The sequence below is a fragment of the Paenibacillus sp. GXUN7292 genome (assembly GCF_050864975.1).
Classification (GTDB): domain Bacteria; phylum Bacillota; class Bacilli; order Paenibacillales; family Paenibacillaceae; genus Pristimantibacillus.
In genome coordinates this window covers 26108-45765 of record NZ_JBOZWO010000037.1, presented here as the reverse complement: position 1 = coordinate 45765, position 19658 = coordinate 26108, and the positions used below count along the sequence as shown (strand labels likewise).

Sequence of the window (19658 nt, the reverse complement as noted above, 5' to 3'; positions counted from 1 at the left end):
AGGATAATAACATGATTAAAGTAGGACTAATCGGCTTTGGATTTATGGGCAGAATGCATTTTGACAACTATGTTCGCTTGATGAAGGAAGGCAGAGACGTACAATTGGTTGCGATCTGCGACTTAAGAATCGAAGAGCTCAAGCACGGATCTACTTGGGGCAACATCGCGACAGAACAGTCCGTTTACGATTTGACGCCGTATAATCTGTACGACAATATTCAAGATATGCTTGATAATGAAGAGCTGGATATGGTTGACCTTGCTCTGCCTACTCCACTGCATGCGGACGTATCCTGCAGCATGCTTGAGAGAGGGCTGCATGTGCTGTGCGAGAAGCCGATCGCGCTATCGGCTGAAGAAGGCCGCCGTATGGCAGAAACAGCAAGGAAAACAGGCAACAAGCTAATGATCGGACAGTGCCTGCGCTTCTGGCCTGCCTATGAATATTTGAAGTCCTGCGTGGAAGATGGCCGTTACGGCAATGTTGTTTCCGGTAACTTCTTCAGAGGCGGTGCTTCACCGCAAGGCTGGTTCCTTGACGGCACCCAAAGCGGTGGCTGCATGGTGGATATGCATGTTCACGATACAGATGTTATTAACTGGCTGTTCGGCATGCCTACTCACGTATCTTCGCTTGCGCGCAACGTTATTCCAGGCAGCGCTTATGATACGGTATCAACGAACTATTTCTATCCAGACAATAAAGTAATCAACGCACAGGCTGACTGGACGCTGCAAGGCGATTTTGGCTTCTCAATGACTTACCGCGTCAACTTCGAGAAGGGCAATATTGTTTTTGACGAGAAGGGCGTTAAAGTAAATCCTGAAGGCGCAGAAGGCTTTATGGCTGAGCTATCCAGCGACATGGGCTACTACCGTGAAATCAGCTACTTTATCGATACAATCAATAATAATACTGAGAATACAGTATGTACGCCTGAAAGCGCAGTAAAATCCTTGGAAATCATCGAAGCGGAAATCCGTTCTGCCGATAATCAAGGTGCTATTGAGAAGCTAGGCTAAGCAGTAAGAGCGACCGCATATCATTAGAACAAAGAGGCTGCTACTTAAGGTTATAGAAACCTTAAGGGCAGCTTCTTTGATTTATAAGACGTTATAAGTTTTCACTATAAGCTTGTTCTTATAATTCACCAGTAAATGCGCCTGTCCAAAAGACGGCGGAGCATTTATCCTAGCGTATCTGGCCGATTTGCATTAGCTACTTTTCCATAATATCATGGATATATAAAGTTGATTTTGAAAAATACATTTTATTAATATTCCGCTTTATAACTTTTGTATCCATGTGAGGAGCTTTAAATATGAAGAATGGTTTTCCCATAGAGCAATTCAAACGATTAAAGGATGAAGTTACACGTTTTATGATGCTGTATCAGTTTGCGCTAAGCGAGCTTGAAACTAAAATTGAAATTTTAAAAGAAGAATTTCATATGCTGCATGATTACAACCCGATAGAGCATACAAAGTCACGAGTGAAATCGCTGGAGAGTATTATAAATAAGGTAAGCAGAAAAGGTCTGGTTTTATCGATACCAGAAATCAAGGAAAATATTAAGGACATCGCTGGTCTTCGCATTACTTGCTCATTTATATCCGACATATATCGTATTTGCCAAATGCTGCAAAATCAATCTGATCTCAAGGTGCTGGAAATAAAGGATTACATTAAAAATCCAAAGCCTAATGGTTACCGCAGTCTCCACATGCTTGTAGAAGTGCCCGTTTACATGTCAGACGGGAAAGAAAATATTTGCGTGGAAATCCAAATCCGTACGATAGCGATGGACTTTTGGGCGAGCCTGGAGCATAAAATTTTCTATAAATACAATCAGTCTGTGCCAATAGAGCTTATTAATGAATTGAAGGAAGCTTCAGATAATGCCAACAGGCTTGACCAACAGATGGAACGGCTTAACCGTGACATTTCGGCTATTAAAGAGCTTCAGGGTGATAACAGCCAAGAAGAATTTGCAAAGCTGCTGCTTTCCAATGAACAGTTTATGCTTCCAGCCAGTCTAATTGATATGAAAACTATACCAGAATAAGACGAAATAAGAGGCTTGGCTATTGGACAATACGATTGTTTTTTAGTAGGATAGTAGACATAGTAGAGAGAATGACAATCAGCGACGATAGTTTGGGGGATGAGCCTATGCTGCAATTAGGATCGAAGGTCGTCATAGTGGCTGACCAATTTGAACAAAATCTCCCGGTCGGGGAGTATGGATATATAATCGCGTATGATCGCAATGCTGATAATGTATTTGACTATGTGCTGCGAGTGCCTAATGCGAATCGCAACTTCCTGGTCCCGGATGAGGATGTTGAGCTGGAGGAGGTGCTAATCCAGCAAGAAGTGGATCGCGTGGAGAAGGAGCTTCTGATCGATTACGCGCTTGCGACCTACAATGAGCAATTATTCAATTATATTATGCGCGGCGACGAGGAGCTTGAGGAAGATGCTTCAGCCAAAGAGCCGCAAAGCAGGGACGATTTTATTCGTCAGGTTAATTTGAAGGCCTGGATCTAATATTTTATTATAAAAGATCATATACAAAGCTGCCCAAGGATCAGATTTGCTGATGCCGGGCAGCTTTTTTTGAATTTAACAGCACTTAAGAGGCATTTACATTGCTGTTGCTTGCCCAAATACGTTATAATAATAAGCATGACTTTATAGAGGAGAGTATGACGATGAGCATAACTATGAAGGATGTTGAGCATGTTGCAAGCCTGGGTCGCCTGCGTTTGAGTGAGGATGAGAAGCAGATGTATACAGAGCAGCTCAATACCATTATTAATTACGCGAATAAGCTTAACAGCTTAAATACGGATGATGTTGCTCCAACTAGCCATATATTGCCGCTTACGAATGTAATGCGTGCTGACGAGCGCAAGTCTTCGCTTCCAATCGAGAAGGTGATGGCTAATGCTCCGGATGAGGAAGACGGTCAATTTAAGGTGCCAGCGGTACTTGAATAATACAATGGGGTTTATTTTGAAAGGAGGAGCTATTGTTGGCATTGTTTGATTTGCGTCTACAGGACGTACATAAGAAGCTTGAGCAGAAGGAAGTATCCGTTTCGGAACTCGTGGATGCATCCTTGGCTCGCATTAAAGAAACAGATCCGGCGATTCAAGCTTTTATTACGGTAAATGAGGAAGGGGCTCGCAAGCAGGCAGCTGAGCTCGATCAGCAAGCACCTGGCAGCAATTTGCTGTTTGGATTGCCGGTTGGCGTGAAAGATAATATTGTAACAGAAGGCTTGCTTACTACTTGTGCCAGCCAGTTTCTGAGCAACTACAATCCAATTTATGACGCAACCGCAGTACGCAAGCTGAAGGATGCGCAGTCTGTTATTATGGGCAAGCTCAATATGGATGAATTCGGCATGGGCGGCTCCAGCGAGAATTCTAGCTATTTTGTAACGCGTAACCCATGGAATACTGAGCGTGTAGCAGGCGGCTCCAGCAGCGGCTCGGCAGCAGCTGTAGCGGCTGGACAAGTTTATTATGCGCTGGGTTCAGATACAGGCGGTTCGATTCGTCAGCCAGCAGCTTTTTGCGGCATTGTTGGCCTTAAGCCGACTTATGGGCTAGTATCGCGCTTTGGCCTCGTTGCTTTTGCCTCTTCATTTGATCAAATCGGACCACTTACAAGAAATGTAGAGGATGCAGCCTATGCGCTTCAAGCCATTGCTGGTCATGATGCTGGCGATTCAACTTCTGCCAAGGTTGATATTCCTAATTACAGCGAAGCGCTGACTGGAGAAGTCAAAGGGCTTCGCATAGCTGTGCCAAAAGAGTATATTGGCGAAGGCGTAGATCCGCGTGTGAAGGAATCGATTCTAAATGCACTTAAAGTTTTTGAATCGCTTGGCGCTACATGGGAAGAGGTATCCATGCCGCATACCGAATATGCGGTAGCAACCTATTACTTGCTGTCTTCATCGGAAGCATCCTCGAACCTTGCACGTTTTGATGGAGTGCGCTATGGTGTTCGTGCCGACAATCCTGATAACCTGTTGGATCTATATTTGAAATCACGCAGCGAAGGCTTCGGACATGAGGTGAAACGTCGTATTATGCTGGGAACTTATACGCTAAGCTCCGGCTATTATGATGCTTACTACTTGAAGGCTCAAAAAGTACGCACACTTATTAAACAAGATTTCGATAATATCTTTAAGCAATATGATCTGGTTATTGGACCGACTTGTCCGACTCCGGCCTTTAAGATCGGTGAGCATGCAGGCGATCCGCTGACGATGTATATGAATGATATTTGTACGATCCCTGCGAGCCTGTCCGGTGTTCCGGCAATCAGCGTGCCTTGCGGCATGGTTGACGGAATGCCTGTCGGCATGCAAATTATCGGCAAAGCGTTTGACGAATCCACTGTTTTGCGCGCTGCGCATGCTTACGAGGGACAAACGCAATATCATACAATGCGTCCAGAGCTTTAATATTTAATATAAGAAACGCTCGCTTCTATACAAGGATGAGCAGAGTTTCTTGTTGATGATTATATCTGTTTAAGGAAGGGAACGATATCGATGTCTGAACCGAAGAAATACGAAACGGTTGTCGGGCTGGAGGTTCACGTTGAGCTGCATACAGAGAGTAAAATCTTTTGCGGCTGCTCAACAGCCTTCGGCGCGCCGCCGAATACACATACATGCCCGATCTGCTTGGGCCATCCTGGCGTATTGCCAGTCGTAAATGAGAAAGCCGTAGAATATGCGATTAAAGCTGCTATGGCTATCAATTGCGAGATTGGAGATATCAGCAAATTCGACCGCAAAAATTACTTCTATCCGGATTCACCGAAAGCTTACCAAATTTCGCAATTTGATCAGCCAATCGGTCAGCATGGCTGGGTGGATATTGAAGTAAACGGCGAGACGAAGCGAATCGGCATCACTCGACTTCATTTGGAAGAAGATGCGGGTAAGCTTACACATGTGGATGGCGGCTTTGCTTCCCATGTTGACTTTAACCGGGTTGGTACACCGCTCGTTGAGATTGTAACAGAACCTGACATTCGTACACCTGAGGAAGCTAAAGCATTCTTGGAGAAGCTTAGAGCGATTATGCTCTACTGCGAAGTTTCCGATGTCAAAATGGAAGAAGGCAGCCTGCGCTGCGATGCGAACATCAGCTTGCGCCCTTACGGGCAAGAGAAGTTCGGCACACGCGCCGAGCTGAAGAACATGAACTCCTTCCGCGGTGTACAGCGCGGCTTGGAATATGAAGAAATTCGTCAGGCGGAAATTTTAGACAGCGGCGGAGAGGTCGTTCAGGAAACGCGCCGCTTCGATGACGCACTTGGCAAAACATTCTCCATGCGCGGCAAGGAAGAAGCGCATGACTATCGTTACTTCCCAGACCCGGATCTCGTTCGCATCATCATTAGCGAGGAGTGGAAGGAAAGTATTCGCGCTACGATTCCAGAGCTTCCAGATGCACGCAAAGCACGTTACACTTCCGAGTACGGTTTGCCATCCTATGATGCAGAAGTAATCACAGCTTCCAAGAAGCTTGCGGATTTCTTCGAGGAAAGCATGTCCTATACAAAGGATGCGAAAGCTGTATCTAACTGGATTATGGGCGATTTGCTCGGCTATTTGAATGCGAATGGCAAAGAGCTGTCCGATGTTAAGATTACAGGACAAGGTCTTGGCGAGATGATTGGACTGCTTGAGAAAGGTACGATCAGCGGCAAGATTGCGAAGACTGTATTTAAGGAAATGCTGGAAAGCGGCAAGCTGCCACAGCAAATTGTTGAGGAGCAAGGTCTCGTGCAAATTAGCGACGAAGGTGCGCTGCTTGCAATTGTAGACAAAATTATTGCTGCTAATCCGCAATCCGTTGAAGATTTCAGAGCAGGCAAGGAGAAAGCAATCGGCTTCCTCGTTGGCCAAATCATGAAAGAAACAAGAGGCAAAGCAAATCCTGCACTAGTGAATAAGCTATTGCTGGAGCGTTTGGCTTAAAGTACAGGCTTTTCCAAAAACGGGACGCCAAGTTAGCTGATTTTATAACAGAGAAGTGAATATATATGAAAGAAGCGCAAGCTTGAGGGTATTTTCCCTTCGGCTTGCGCTTTTTGCTGTAATCGAAGTATTCGCTTTGTCTTCCTGTATTTGTAAGCGGGAAGCCGTTGATTTGTTGTAGTTAGTTAATTACCCAAGCAAAAGTTGAAATGCTATCTGTTTAGAATTGTAACGGAACTGAGAGGCTCTATTTAGTGAGATACGGGTGTTTTGAAACTGTAACGGAACTGTGGAGCGCTATAGGTGTTCTTTTCCCCGTTTAGGTAATGATTTTGAGTAAATAAGGTTTCTCAGTTCCTTTAGATTTTAGAATAAGCTGATTTCTGTACAATAGCACGTCTGAGTTCCGTTAGCGTTTTTCAACAGCCTGATTTGGTGTGTGAGCGTCAAAGGCTTGTTCTTCCGTAATGGGGACTTCTATCGAAGCAAAGGATATTGGCGATTAATGGTGGGTGATGAAGCAATAGAAAAGAAACGGAGAGCAGGATTGGGACTGGAGAAGCGTCGGCGTCCGCCTTTGTATGCCTATTTTTAACCTATAAAGGTTTTATAAATCATAAAAATAGGCATACAACAGCGGTCGGAAGCCCAAACTTGATCGCAGTGCCATGCCTTTCTCATTGCTTGCTATGCAAGAAGTGTACCAGCACTGAACCATGCCGCAAAAGTCGCAATTAAATTGAAGGATTTCAAAGTATACCTAATTAAATTTAAAGATTTACATGCTACAATATACGAAAATCTGAGAGGGGGATTGGTTGTATTTGTTTAAACGGTTGCGCATTAGATCGCTAAAGCATAAGCTTATTTTCATTTTTTTCGCGATAACGGCTATTGTTCTGATCGTGCAGGTGACTGTGTTTCAAGGCTGGATCGGGACGATAATCCGGGATCAAACGAAAACTTATTTTGAAGAAACCATTCGGCAAATCGGCAAACGGGTAGAAATGCAATATGAGCAATTCCATGAAAACATGGAGTCCGCGCGTCAGAACCAGGTTATTAAAAATTATTTGCGCGATTTGAAAAATAATGCGATTCACTATCACATTGCCAAATATAAAATAAGCAACCAGGTGCTGCGCGCATCAAAGCTGGATGTAATTGATAATATTTTTTTATTCCCAGTCGATCATGACCCTATGAATTTGTTTTACTCGATTCCGATTCTGGAAGCAGATGATGAGACAAAAAAGTTAATGGAGAGTTTTGATGTAAAGCATGCAAATGAAGTGAATTGGCAAGTACAGCTGGAGCCTTTCCAGGTTAGCGTCATGATGTACATATATGAGGGGAAGGATTTGCTGGGTCTGCTCAGGATTGATCTGAGCGAAAGCTTTTACAAGCAGATTAACGAGGTGGCGTTGGGCGAAAGCGGACAAGTATACCTGATCAGAGACGGGATGATTACCTATGCCCATGATATGAGCTGGATTAACAAACAGGAGTCAGAGCTGGCGGCTGTGTCTGGAACAAAGGTGGAATATCCGTTTGAGTACCGTAACTGGAAGATGATCGGCATTGTGCCGGACAAAGAGCTGATTCATCAAGTAAGCCAGGTAAACCGCATTTTTTTATTTATGGAAATTTTGATTATGATCGCCATTCTAGCTTTTTTACTCTCTACTGTCCGCCTTATTTTGAAACCGCTTAAAAAGCTGCTAAAAGGGATGGAGCATATTCAGCAGGGCAAGCTCGATGTCATTATTGGACACAAAGGGGATGATGAATTTAGCGTAATTATAAGACAGTTCAACGATATGGTGGAAAGAGTAGACCATTTGATTAAAACGATTTATCACCAGCAAATCCATTACCGTAAAACCGAGATGATGAATTTGCAATCCAAGCTGGATCCGCATTTTTTATACAACACGCTGGATATGATTTACTGGTCGGCGATTGTGAAGGACGAAGAGGAGATTGGCGAGGCGATCTTGGCGCTTTCGAGCATTTTGCGCTACTCCATTTCTTATAAGAACGAGTTTGTAACGATTGCAGAGGATCTCGGTCAGTTGAACAATTATCTCAAAATTCAGAAAATGAGGTTCGAGAATAAGCTGGAATACAGCATGGACATTGCGGAGGATATTTTAGAAGTGAAAATACCAAGACTGCTTATTCAGCCGCTGCTGGAAAATGCCATTAAATATGCTTTTGAAAATATGAAAATTGGCGGGAATATTACAGTTAAAGCTTATGCAGTTAGACAGGACTTATATTTTGAAGTTATTGATAACGGTATTGGCATGAGTGAAGAAAAAATGAATCGCCTGTTGAACAATGCCGGCAATAAAGGAAACGGCGGTATTGGCATCCGGTTAATCCAGCAGCGCATCGCATATATTTTTGGCGAAGGATACGGCTTGTCCATTGACAGCAAGCAAGGGAAAGGCACTAAAGTAATGATTCATCTCAATAAAAATACGAATTTTTTGCATGAAGAAGATGCAGTGCTTTAATGAGCAGTTTTGAGCAGCTGATTAGGAGGGGTTTATGCTGAAAATTTTATTAGTAGATGATGAGGTGTCGGTCCTTAAAGGGTTATATCATGTTTTTACACAAAAATGTCCGCAGCATGAAGTAGTTGATACGGCGCAAAGCGGGTTAGAAGCGCTGCAAATTTTGCAACACAGCCATGTTGATGTTGTGATTTCCGATGTCAGGATGCCGGAGATGGATGGCATTGAGCTGACGGAAGCGATCCGCAGCCAGTATCCTCATATTACCGTTATTATTTTGAGCGGTCATGCTGATTTTGATTATGTCAGACAAGCGATGAAAAAAGGCGCTTATGATTATTTATTGAAGCCGTGCCGTTATCAAAGTATCCTAGAGCTTCTGCAAAAGCTTGAGGAGCAGCGGGCGAATACCGAGCTGCAGCAATATCGTTCTCTCAATCAGGAGCAGCTACAGCTTGCCTTGGCCGGAAAGGGGGATGTGCTGGATGGAATAGAGCAAGCGGCAGAATTAACGCTGGCTGTTATTGGGGTGCGCGAATATATGGATACTTACATTGAGCATGCCCTCACCCAATTGCTTGATAAATGGAAAATAAAGCTCGCAGAGCTTGCTATCGCGCATAAGGATGAGCGGTTAATCGTCTTATTCCGCCAGCCTGTTCCCCAGCTTACGGATAAGCTGCATCAGCTGCTTCACACAGTGCGTAAGCAGGGGATAACACTATTTATCGCGGAGCATACGTTTCAAGCACATCGGACTGGGCTGTTGGATGCCTACCATTATTGTGAGAAGATGCTCGAGTTTTTAACCTTTAATGAATATGCGACGGTGCTCGACAACAAGCAGTATGAAAATAAGCTGAACGCTTCTCAAAAGGTGAAAATTGCAGACAGCATTAATGGCAAATCACTGCTCAGATATTTGCTCCATGCAGATTATAAAAATATGAAGAGCTTTGTAGATTGGAACATGGCCAAGCTGCTCCAGCTGGACGTACATATCGATCCAATGCGGATACGCCGGGAGCTTATTTGCCAGCTGTCTTATTTGGAGCATGAGTACATCGAGCAGCGCATTTCCGGCCAGGAAGAAATAACAAACCCATACATCGATGAGATTAACAGCAAGCAAAGCTTTCGAGAATTACTCGGTTGGCTCAAAGCTTATTTGTATAAGCTGATGATGTTTATTAAAGATGAGGAGCTAAAGCCGCAATATATTTTGGCAGCCAAGCAGTATATCGAACGAAACTATATGGAAAGCTTGACGCTGGCATCCGTCTCGCAGACTGTATTTTTAAATCCATGGTACTTCAGCACCCAGTTCAAAAAGTATATGAATATCAGCTTTGGCGATTATTTGAATGAAGTGCGGATTCGTATGGCAAAGGAATTTTTAAAGCAAAGAGATTTAAAGGTGTATCAGGTAGCAGAGATGGTCGGCTTTCAGGATGCGGCTTATTTCAGTACCGTATTTAAAAATCTGGAGAAAATCAGTCCGAAAGAATATCAGAAAGCGTTTACAAAAAACTGATGAAATTAAAAGAATTCAAATGATATTCCAAAGAAAAAATGTGGATGATTGCTACAATGGGGTCATTCCATTTTGAAGGAGGACTGTAGATGATGCAAGCAAGAAAATTTATTCCGTTGCTATTGATAATAGCTTTAGTATTAACGGCATGCTCAGACTCGAAGAACAATGGATCAGGCGGTACAGGAACAGACAAACCAAGCAGCAGTAAAAACGTAAGCTCGAACGGGGGGAAAATGACAGATGTAGGAACACCGCGCAGCGAGACGTTAATTGTCGACATATTAAATGGAACAAGCGCGGATCCAGAGCGAATGAATCCGTATATGCCGGGAGCGGTGTCGATGGACAGCGGCCTGCATCAATTGATTTTTTCGCATTTATGGGAAATCGATACGGTGAAGGGGGAGCAGATGCCAGAGCTGGCAGCAACCTTCCCGAAGAAGCTGGATGATAGCTACACGAAATTTTCCTTCAAAATTCAGGAGGGGCTGACCTGGTCAGACGGTGTTCCATTTACAGCTCACGATGTAGAGTTTACAGCCAATATGATTTTAAATTCAAAAGAGCTTGCCTACAGCGGATACTTTTCAACCTTAGTCAAAACCATGAAGGCAACCGATGACTATACGATCGAGGTGGAGACAGTCGCACCAGAGACTAGGCTGTCGCAGAAGCTTGGAGTAGTTATTTGGGGCAATTCGTTCCGAATAATGCCAAAGCATATTTGGGAGAAGGAGGATCCTACGCAGTTCAAGTTTTCAGATCCGGTTGGCGTAGGTCCCTACAAGCTCAGCAAGCGGGACACGCAAGGAAATTGGTTCTTATACGAAAAACGAGAGGATTGGCAGAACAGCACAGTTGGAAAGCTGGTTGGCGAGCCTGGGCCTAAATATATTTTATTCAAATATTTTGGACCCGAGGAAAAACGGATTATGGCCGCTATTCAGCATGATATGGATGTGCTGCAGGATATTACGCCGGAAAGCTGGGAAATTCTTCAGCAAAAGAATGAATACGCGCAAGCATGGTATGAAAATTTTCCTTACGCCACGATGGATGACCCTTGTCAGCGGGGAATGTCGTTCAACAATTTGAAAGCGCCGTTCAACAGTACGAATGTGAAATGGGCATTGGCGCTTATGACTGACATTAAAAATGTATCGCTCGGCACTTTCGGCGGAATGCTGCGGGTGTCTCCGATCCAGGTGCCTCCAGTCAGCGTGCTGCAGGATACGTACCATAAGCCAATGCTAAGCTGGTTGAAAAGCTTTGCGCTTGAAGACGGCTACAAGCCGTTTGATGAAAGCTATGCGACTGACATGATCGAGGTGCTTAAGCAGCAGGGAGTGGAAGGCTTGCCAACTGACCAGAAGGATATTGTCAGCACCTTTGGCGTAGGCTGGTGGAAGCATGATCCGGAGAAGGCGGCCGAGCTGCTCGAGAAGGAAGGCTTCAAAAAACAAGGCAACAGCTGGCTGCTGCCTGACGGCAGCCCATGGCAAATTACTATCAATGCCCCTGCCAATTTCGAAATAGAGTCGATGCGCCTTGCATTTGCGGTTGCAGACAGCTGGAGAAAGAACGGCGTTGATGTGACGGTGCAGCAAATGGATCACGCTACGTTCTGGGATGCGGAAGCTACCGGCTCATTCATGGTTGGCTCATACTGGCCGTCTTGCGGCTTGCTGCCGGATACGACAGCGCAAATGAGCGGCTGGCATGAGAAGTATGTTGTTCCAACGGGCGATAGAGCATCAAGCAATGCCAATCGCTGGGCCAATGCCGAGGTTAGCAAGCTGCTGGATGAGCTAGACTCCATTCCGGGAGACAATCCGCAGGTTATTGAGAAAATTACAGAAATCAACAAGCAATTTGTAAAAGAGCTACCGTTTTTAGCGATGTTCGGCACTTCGAAATTTGTGCCGGTCGACACCTATTATTGGGAAGGCTTCCAAAGCTCAAATAATGGATTCGAAGGTCCTTGGTGGTGGTGGTCGCAGTTTAAATATTACACGCCTCATCTAAAGCCGACGGGACGATAATCCATCAACTGAGACTGTTGATTCATTGTGGATGTTGCAATAAGCAATAGAAAAGAAACGCCACTACGAGCCAGATTAGCCTTACGACCGCTGTTGTCCGTCAATTTTTTTATCAAATAAGCCAAGATAAGGTGAAAATTGACGGACAAAGGCGGGCGCTACCGCTTCTCCAGCGCCAATCTGGCTCTCCGTTCATCTTTTCTATTGCTTATAAATGAATGTTGCTCACAATCCATCAACAGCTTCCAACTGAACGTTAGCCGGCCTCTGCCCAGGCAGGCATAGCGGTTAAACTCGCACAAGGAAAGGCGGTGCATGACGGGTGAGCTTCTATAAGTTTCTAATATCCAGAATTATTACCTTTATTCTCGTTATCTTTATTGGCATTACAACCGTATTTTTTGTGCCACGCTTTTTGCCGTCTGACCCGGTAGAAGCGATGATTGGCTCCATGACATCGAAGTCAGCTTTTATGGACCCGGTCGCGGTGGAAAAAATAAGAGAAACACTTAACGAATCCTTCGGTCTGGAGGGCTCCTTGTTTTCTCAATACTTTGGATTTTTAAAGCGAGTCGTGCTGACGCAGGATTTCGGACCATCCTTGGCCAACTATCCGACTCCTGTTAATGAGATGATTGCCAGAGCTTTGCCATGGACGATGGGGCTGCTGCTTACTTCCACGCTTATCGCTTGGGCGATTGGCAACGGGATCGGGCTGCTTGCCGGCTTCCGCAAAGAGAAGGCGTATTCCAAGCTGCTGGAGAGCATATCGATTATGCTCTATCCGGTTCCCTATTACATTTTGGCGCTTGTGCTCATTATGCTGCTATCCTACATCATTCCGATATTTCCGCTGTCCATTACAATTTTGAACTATGAGTTTTCATGGGAATTTATTAAAAATGTCATTTATAACTCTGCACTGCCTGCGCTATCGATCATTTTAGTAGGAACAGGCTGGTGGGTTATAAGCATGAAGACGCTGTCGGCGGGCATTGCGGAGGAGGACTATGTTCATTTTGCCAGATTAAAGGGCTTGTCCGAATCGAAGATTATGATGAAATACGTTATGCCTAATGCGACATTGCCGCAAATTACGATGTTGGCGCTGCAAATTGGTACCATTTTTAATGGAGCGCTTATTACAGAAATTTTATTTGGCTATCCTGGCGTTGGCGCGCTTATTTACTCTGGCATTTTGCAGGCGGACTATAACCTCATTATGGGGACGATCACGATCTCGATCATATCAGTGGCCGGCTCAACCTTTATTGTCGATTTGATCTATCCTTTTCTAGACCCTCGAGTTCGGTATAAATAGGCGGTGATAGGATGAAAAATTGGAATTTTAGACTGAGCGCGGGCATGATTATTTTGATTTTGTTTTTAATTCTAGGCTTTATCGTACCGCTTTTCTCGACGGTTAATTCGATGGAATGGGGAACCTATCCCAAAAATTTAAAGCCGAGCTGGGACCATTTTTTAGGCACGACCAATCTAGGTCAGGACACCTTTTGGCTGCTTGCCGATGCGATCCGCAATTCCTTTATTATTGGTATACTTGTAGCTTTTTTCGCTACGTTGATCGGGGTCATTTTAGGCTTGTGGGCCGGCTTTAAAGGCGGTATTGTGGATCGGCTCATTACGCTTATGACAGATTCCTTTATCGTTATCCCTTCCCTGCCTATTCTCATTTTGCTGGGGAGCATGTTGAAGGGCAGAGCCTCGCTCCTCTATATCGCGCTGGTGCTTATTATTTTCAACTGGCCCTGGCCTGCACGGCAGCTGCGATCTATGGCCTTGTCATTGCGAGAAAGAGAGTTTATCAGCACCGCTATTTTTTCCGGACAAAGCACCTTCCGAATTTTGCTGAAAGAAATATTTCCTTTCGTCTCCGGCTGGTCACTAGCCAACTTCGTCAATACGATACTGGTTGCCATCGGCGCAGAATCCGGGCTTGCCGTAATCGGCATGTCAAGCAACGAGAAATCTACGCTTGGCACGATGATTTATTGGGCGAATCAGCATCAAGCGATGCTGGGCGGGCGCTGGTGGTGGATCGGAACGCCGGTAGTGGCAATCACGTTGATCTTTATAGCTCTATTTCTAGTTATGACCGGGTATCAGCAGTATTCTGCCTTAAGAAGGGGGAAGTAGCATGCTGAAGCTGAACGCAGTCAGTGCACAGTATAATATTTTGACAGGTTATGTGAAGGCAGTAGATAAAGTAGATTTTGAAGTAAAAGCAAATGAGATTTTCGGCATAGCGGGCGAATCAGGCTGCGGCAAATCGACGCTCCTTAAGGTGATGTATGATTTGATCAGCTATCCGCTGGAAATTAGTCAAGGCTCAGTAGAAATCCATTCCAGAAGCAATGACCAGAAGATTTACCGTAATGGCGAAATTAATAAAAGCTGGTGGAAGGTTATCTCTTACGTGCCGCAAGGCGCGATGCATGTGATGAATCCGGTTAAAAAAGTAAAAACACAATTTTTTGATTCGATCAGCAAGTATCATGGCAAGCAAAACAAAAAACAGCTGGAGCAGGATATTATTCAGTATTTAAAGGAACTGGAGCTGCCGCCTGAAGTGCTTAAGGCTTATCCCCACCAGCTTAGTGGGGGTATGCGCCAGCGGGTGCTGATCGCGCTGGCCACCTTCTTAAGACCTGATATTGTGCTCGCCGATGAACCGACGACGGCATTGGATGTTATTGTACAGCGAGGCATACTGACGATGCTGTCCCAGGTGCAGAAAAAAATGAAAAACTCTATGGTGATCGTCTCGCATGATATGGGCGTTCATTATCAGATTACGAATCGCATGGGCATTATGTATGCCGGACAGATGATTGAGATTGGGCCTACGGAACAGATTTTTGAAAATCCGAAGCATCCTTATACAAAAATGTTGATCAATGCGCTGCCGAGAATCGGCGACAACAGCCAAAAGGAAGGCATCCCAGGTACGCCGCCTAGCCTGCATCATCCGCCGGCAGGCTGCCGCTTTGCACAAAGATGCGCGTTTGCAACGGATGTATGCAAAACGATTGAGCCGCTTCGAACAAAGGTGGGAGACGAGCATTATGCGAGCTGTCATTTGCTGCAGGATGCCTATATCTAAAGCGGGAAAAGGAGGAGCCTATGCCTGATATTTTACGGATTAAGCAGCTGACGCGGCAATTTAAAATAGGCGGCATGCTGCTGGGCAGCAAAATAACGGCTGTCGATCAGATTGATCTTGCCATTACGGGCGAGAAGCCGCAAATTTTAAGCATTGTCGGGGAGTCCGGCTGCGGCAAAACGACACTCGCCAAAATGATATTGCAGCTGCTCGAGCCAAGCTCGGGGGCCATAGAAATTGATGGCGTACCGCTATCCTACTACGCAAAGTCCAAGCGGCGCAAAGCATTTTACAAAAAGGTGCAGCCCATTTTTCAAAATCCGTTTACATCCTTCAGCTCGCGAAGAACGGTAGAGTCCTATTTATACGAAACAGCTTACAATTTGGATATCGCAAAGAGCAAGCAGGAAGCAAAGCAGCTTATTAAGGAAGCGCTGCAATCGGTTGGTTTGGAGTATGAGCAAATCACGGGCAAATACCCCAATCAGTTTTCAGGCGGGGAGCTGCAGCGCCTGTCTATAGCAAGAGCCCTTATCCCTAAGCCGAGATTAATCGTAGCGGATGAGCCAGTGGCGATGATCGATGCGTCGCTTCGCATGAACATTGTTAATTTGTTCAAGAAGCTTAAGGATGAATACAATGTCAGCTTTATTTATATCACACATGATCTTTCGACTGCTTACTATGTGAGCGATTATATTGCGACCTTGTATCGCGGCAACCTGATCGAGTACGGCAAGGCAAGAGAAATATTAAGCCAGCCCGCACATCCCTACACAGAGCTATTATTAAATTCTATTCCAAGGGTTGGCCAAAAATGGGACGAGGAAGCCAAGCTGCCAGAAATGGAGACGAAGGAGTACGCGATGAACGGCTGCAAGTTTGCCGGGCGCTGCGCTTATGTGAAAGAGGTATGCCGCTCAAGCAAGCCTCCGCTCATGGAGCTGGAAAATGGCCATCAGGTGCTGTGCATAAAGTTTAACGATTATAAGCCTATCGCTCAAAATGAACCAATTACCCATGCCGTATCACCTATTTCAAAAAATAAATCGATGTAGTAAGGGAGGAATTGAAATGCTTCATCAGCAAGGTTTAGGATTTGATTTGTCGAGTGCTCCTATGATGACTAATGGGAAAACAAGATCGATTTCTGCGGAGAACCCAAAGGGCGAGGTCGGCGCTGGAGGCAAAGAAGCCAGCAATCTGGGCGTTGCCCGCAAAGGGCGGCCATGCATTACGCTGAATCAGGGCGAAACCGTAACATTAGCCGAGATTAACAGTACAGGCGTCATTCAAAACTTCTGGATCACCGTAACGGATCGCACAGAGAAAGGCTATTTTGTGCTGAGAGATTTGGTGCTCCGCATGTATTGGGATGGCGAAGAGGAGCCGTCGGTTGAAGTGCCGCTGGGAGACTTTTTTTGCAACGGCTTTGGTGCCAGAAGCAATGTCAATTCCTTGCCGATCGCCGTCAACCCGACGGGCGGTATGAACTGTTACTTCCCGATGCCGTTCCGCAAATCGGCCAAGATCACGATTGAAAACCAGCATGCCGCTGATATTCACGGCTTCTTCTATCAATTCAATTATACGCTTGTCGATCAGATTCCGGATGAAGCAGCTTATTTCCATGCCCAGTGGAGAAGAGAAAATATTACAACTGAAGCAAAGGATTACACCATACTGGACAATGTAAAAGGTAAAGGTCATTATATTGGCACTTATCTGGCCTGGGCTGCGCTGGAACGCTACTGGTGGGGCGAAGGCGAGATCAAGTTCTTTTTGGATGGGGATGACGAGTGGCCTACGCTCTGCGGAACGGGAACGGAAGATTACTTCGGCGGGGCTTGGTGCTTCTATGAGAAGCGCGACGGCAAAATCGTCGAAGCGACCTATAATACACCTTATCTTGGCTACCCTTATTACTCTAAAACGGATACAACGCGTACAGAAATTTTTGGCGAAGACGGCGTTCCAATGCATGGCTTGTACCGCTGGCATTTGATGGACCCGATTCGCTTCGAGAATGATTTGCGCGTGACGATTCAGCAAATTGGGCATAACAGCCGCGACTTATTTGAACGTACAGATGATGTATCCTCCGTAGCCTATTGGTATCAAGCTGAGCCGCATGCGCCATTCCCTGCTTTGCAGCCTCCGGAAAGACGCTGGCCTAGATAATATTTATAAGACGCGATCCATCTCTAGATGGGTCGCGTCTTCTTTGTTAAAATATTAGAAAAGTATATGTTTTTATATGATAACTGTTACCTATATTTCATATTTTATAAAATTGGCAAAGATAATGATTAGAATGATCCCAGCCAGTGTAAATTGTTTTAAAAGTTGGAGGGCGTAGCATTTGGGTAAGCAACATGAGATGAACGAGTCAAATGAAACGAAACAAAAAAGCAGAATACTTACCGTTCTATGCGCCTTTCTATTGCCGGGAGCCGGTCATTGGTATGCGGGCAGCTATTCTAAAGGCTTGCTGCTGCTTGCCGGTTTTTTGCTGGATCTATTTACCCTCATCCGATTGGCGGAGTGGAATGGCGGCAAGCATCTTTTGCTCATCGTCTACCTAGGCCTTTTGCTGCCGCTATTTTATTATTTTAGCGTATTTGATGCTTTGCAAAGCCTGGAGAAGGAAAAGGAACAAACGCAGCAGTATGCACTTCCTCTTCAAGGTGCGTCATTGGTCCTTATTGGCGTTGGGCTTGTCTTGCTTGTTAACCCGGGATATGCGATAAGAGAGCTGCTGGAGGCCATTGCTCCTTGGCTGACAGGCCTATTGCCCATACTGTTGGCCATATGGCTTGTTCTGCCGACTGAGGAGCTGCGCAGCGGAAATTACAGGCTGGGAAAATATACAGCTTCGCTTGCGATTGCAGCGATTGGCTTGATCGGGCTGCTGGATTTTCGATTTGGAAAATCATATTTTTCGCTTATTCCGACTTTTTGGCCTTATTTATTTGTAGCTCTGGGCCTGGAATTGGTTGTTTACAGCATAGTGAACAGACAGAGGCTGAAGCTTCGCGTATCGCTCGGCAGCTTGCTGTTTGCTTTATTGACGGCCTCGGCAACGTACTTTATTATGCAAAACAGCGATTTGCCGGAACGTTTTTTGGAGCAATTTCAAATTCAGCCCAAAATTGCGAGCGAGCTTGGAGAGGCGCAAGGGTTTCATTTTAATAAGCCTGTTATGAATGTGGCAATGAATGAGAATTTAGCGACGGTTAATATAAACAATACGAATGGGAATGTCGTTGTAGAAACAGCAGATATACCGTATATTCAAGTTTCCTCACAGGTATGGATAGATTTGAAGGGCGAGCAGGAGGCAAAGGCTGCAGCAGAAGAGGCGCAAGTCGTCATAACGGAAGGGGAAACGATGCTGATCGAGGCTCAAAGCAGCGCCTATGGCAGCGACAAGCGGGTACCGCGCGTAGATATGCATATTGTGCTTCCGCTCCAGTTATCGAATAGATGGGTAGACAACACAATAAATGATGCTGAGGAGCACAGCGGTGCAGAAGTCGAAGCTGAAATAAATGAATCAGCTGGCGAAGAGACTGGTGCAGAAGCATCTGTAAAAAAATCAAATGAAGCCGTTAAAGAAATAGATGGCTCAGAAGCACTAAAGCCTGATGATATTGTGTCCAATGAGACTGCCGATGCTGACGCTGGTCAAGCCATTGAAAGCACTAACGATAATACAACGGATCAATATTATGGCGTTGACGGTGACCTAGCCAATGATCAAATGATAAGGCAACCTGAGCGGCAGCTGAAAATTGATGTGCAAAACGGAACTGTAACCTTGAAGGATTTGCGCCTGAACAAAGGATTAATTGTGAAAATTGACAGCGGGGATGTCGAGGCGTACCGGATTAGCGCACCGATTCAAATTAAGCTTAACAGCGGAAAAATTAAAATGGAGCAAGTGATCGGCGACAGCACGCTGGAAACTAAAAACGGGATTATTGAAGCGCTGGATATATTCGGTCAAGTGTATGCAAAAGCTACAAATGGCAGCGTCGCCTTAACCCGCGTGGAAAATGCAATTGAGGCGGAAACAAAAAATGGAAATATCGATATATCCTATGCCGCCAGTTCGATTAAAGCGGATACGCTTAATGGCAATATATCAGTAATGAGTCCGCTTGTTAAAGGAGACTGGGATTTGGACAGCTCTGTAGGTGAAATCTCCGCTGCATTGCCGACTGAAGGAGATTATGCGGTGCACGGCTCTGTAACGTTTGGGACAATCACATCCGAGCTTCCTTTTGAAATTGTACGCAAAACGATAAAAGGCAGGAGCGGAACAGGAGATTTTAGAATACAAATTAATGCCACAAATAGCATTTCTATAAAAGCTTTGCCATAAGCTTAATAGTGAACGTTCATTGACAAA

15 protein-coding genes are annotated in these 19658 nt (G+C 45.1%); all 15 read left to right on the top strand.

Annotation, left to right across the window (positions count from 1 at the left end; translation table 11 throughout):
- Nucleotides 1-11: 11 nt before the first annotated feature.
- Complete coding sequence (locus ACRRU2_RS22880; RefSeq protein ID WP_331698829.1) at nucleotides 12-1025, top strand: Gfo/Idh/MocA family protein; 1014 nt, start codon at nucleotides 12-14, stop codon at nucleotides 1023-1025.
- Between the two features lie 299 nt (nucleotides 1026-1324).
- Nucleotides 1325-2068, top strand: a complete 744-nt coding sequence (locus ACRRU2_RS22875; protein ID WP_331698830.1) for a GTP pyrophosphokinase — start codon at nucleotides 1325-1327, stop codon at nucleotides 2066-2068.
- 107 nt (nucleotides 2069-2175) lie between these two features.
- On the top strand, nucleotides 2176-2553 hold the full coding sequence (locus tag ACRRU2_RS22870; protein ID WP_331698831.1) for an ATPase: 378 nt from the start codon (nucleotides 2176-2178) through the stop codon (nucleotides 2551-2553).
- Between the two features lie 164 nt (nucleotides 2554-2717).
- On the top strand, nucleotides 2718-3005 hold the full coding sequence (gene gatC, locus ACRRU2_RS22865; protein ID WP_331698832.1) for an Asp-tRNA(Asn)/Glu-tRNA(Gln) amidotransferase subunit GatC: 288 nt from the start codon (nucleotides 2718-2720) through the stop codon (nucleotides 3003-3005).
- 35 nt (nucleotides 3006-3040) lie between these two features.
- Nucleotides 3041-4489 carry an Asp-tRNA(Asn)/Glu-tRNA(Gln) amidotransferase subunit GatA gene (gene gatA, locus ACRRU2_RS22860; RefSeq protein ID WP_331698833.1) on the top strand — a complete coding sequence of 483 codons (1449 nt, stop codon included), beginning with the start codon at nucleotides 3041-3043 and terminating at the stop codon, nucleotides 4487-4489.
- A gap of 90 nt (nucleotides 4490-4579) precedes the next feature.
- Nucleotides 4580-6019: an Asp-tRNA(Asn)/Glu-tRNA(Gln) amidotransferase subunit GatB gene (gene gatB, locus ACRRU2_RS22855; RefSeq protein WP_331698834.1), complete on the top strand. Its 1440-nt coding sequence runs from the start codon at nucleotides 4580-4582 to the stop codon at nucleotides 6017-6019.
- Between the two features lie 824 nt (nucleotides 6020-6843).
- Complete coding sequence (locus ACRRU2_RS22850) at nucleotides 6844-8541, top strand: sensor histidine kinase (RefSeq protein ID WP_432505271.1); 1698 nt, start codon at nucleotides 6844-6846, stop codon at nucleotides 8539-8541.
- Between the two features lie 34 nt (nucleotides 8542-8575).
- Nucleotides 8576-10075 (top strand): response regulator transcription factor, encoded by a 1500-nt coding sequence (locus tag ACRRU2_RS22845; protein ID WP_432505269.1) that lies wholly within the window; start codon nucleotides 8576-8578, stop codon nucleotides 10073-10075.
- A gap of 89 nt (nucleotides 10076-10164) precedes the next feature.
- On the top strand, nucleotides 10165-12120 hold the full coding sequence (locus ACRRU2_RS22840; RefSeq protein ID WP_432505267.1) for an ABC transporter substrate-binding protein: 1956 nt from the start codon (nucleotides 10165-10167) through the stop codon (nucleotides 12118-12120).
- Nucleotides 12121-12442: 322 nt separating this feature from the next.
- Entirely contained in the window at nucleotides 12443-13441 is a 999-nt protein-coding gene (locus ACRRU2_RS22835; protein WP_432505265.1) for an ABC transporter permease, read from the top strand.
- A gap of 11 nt (nucleotides 13442-13452) precedes the next feature.
- Nucleotides 13453-14277 (top strand): ABC transporter permease, encoded by an 825-nt coding sequence (locus ACRRU2_RS22830; RefSeq protein ID WP_331698839.1) that lies wholly within the window; start codon nucleotides 13453-13455, stop codon nucleotides 14275-14277.
- A 1-nt stretch (nucleotide 14278) separates the two neighbouring features.
- Complete coding sequence (locus ACRRU2_RS22825; RefSeq protein ID WP_432505263.1) at nucleotides 14279-15244, top strand: ABC transporter ATP-binding protein; 966 nt, start codon at nucleotides 14279-14281, stop codon at nucleotides 15242-15244.
- Nucleotides 15245-15264: 20 nt separating this feature from the next.
- Nucleotides 15265-16302, top strand: a complete 1038-nt coding sequence (locus ACRRU2_RS22820) for an ABC transporter ATP-binding protein (RefSeq protein WP_432505261.1) — start codon at nucleotides 15265-15267, stop codon at nucleotides 16300-16302.
- 16 nt (nucleotides 16303-16318) lie between these two features.
- Entirely contained in the window at nucleotides 16319-17425 is a 1107-nt protein-coding gene (locus ACRRU2_RS22815) for a glycoside hydrolase family 172 protein (protein WP_432505259.1), read from the top strand.
- Nucleotides 17426-17606: 181 nt separating this feature from the next.
- Nucleotides 17607-19631, top strand: coding sequence for a DUF4097 family beta strand repeat-containing protein (locus tag ACRRU2_RS22810; RefSeq protein ID WP_432505257.1), 2025 nt, complete (start codon nucleotides 17607-17609; stop codon nucleotides 19629-19631).
- Nucleotides 19632-19658 lie beyond the last annotated feature (27 nt).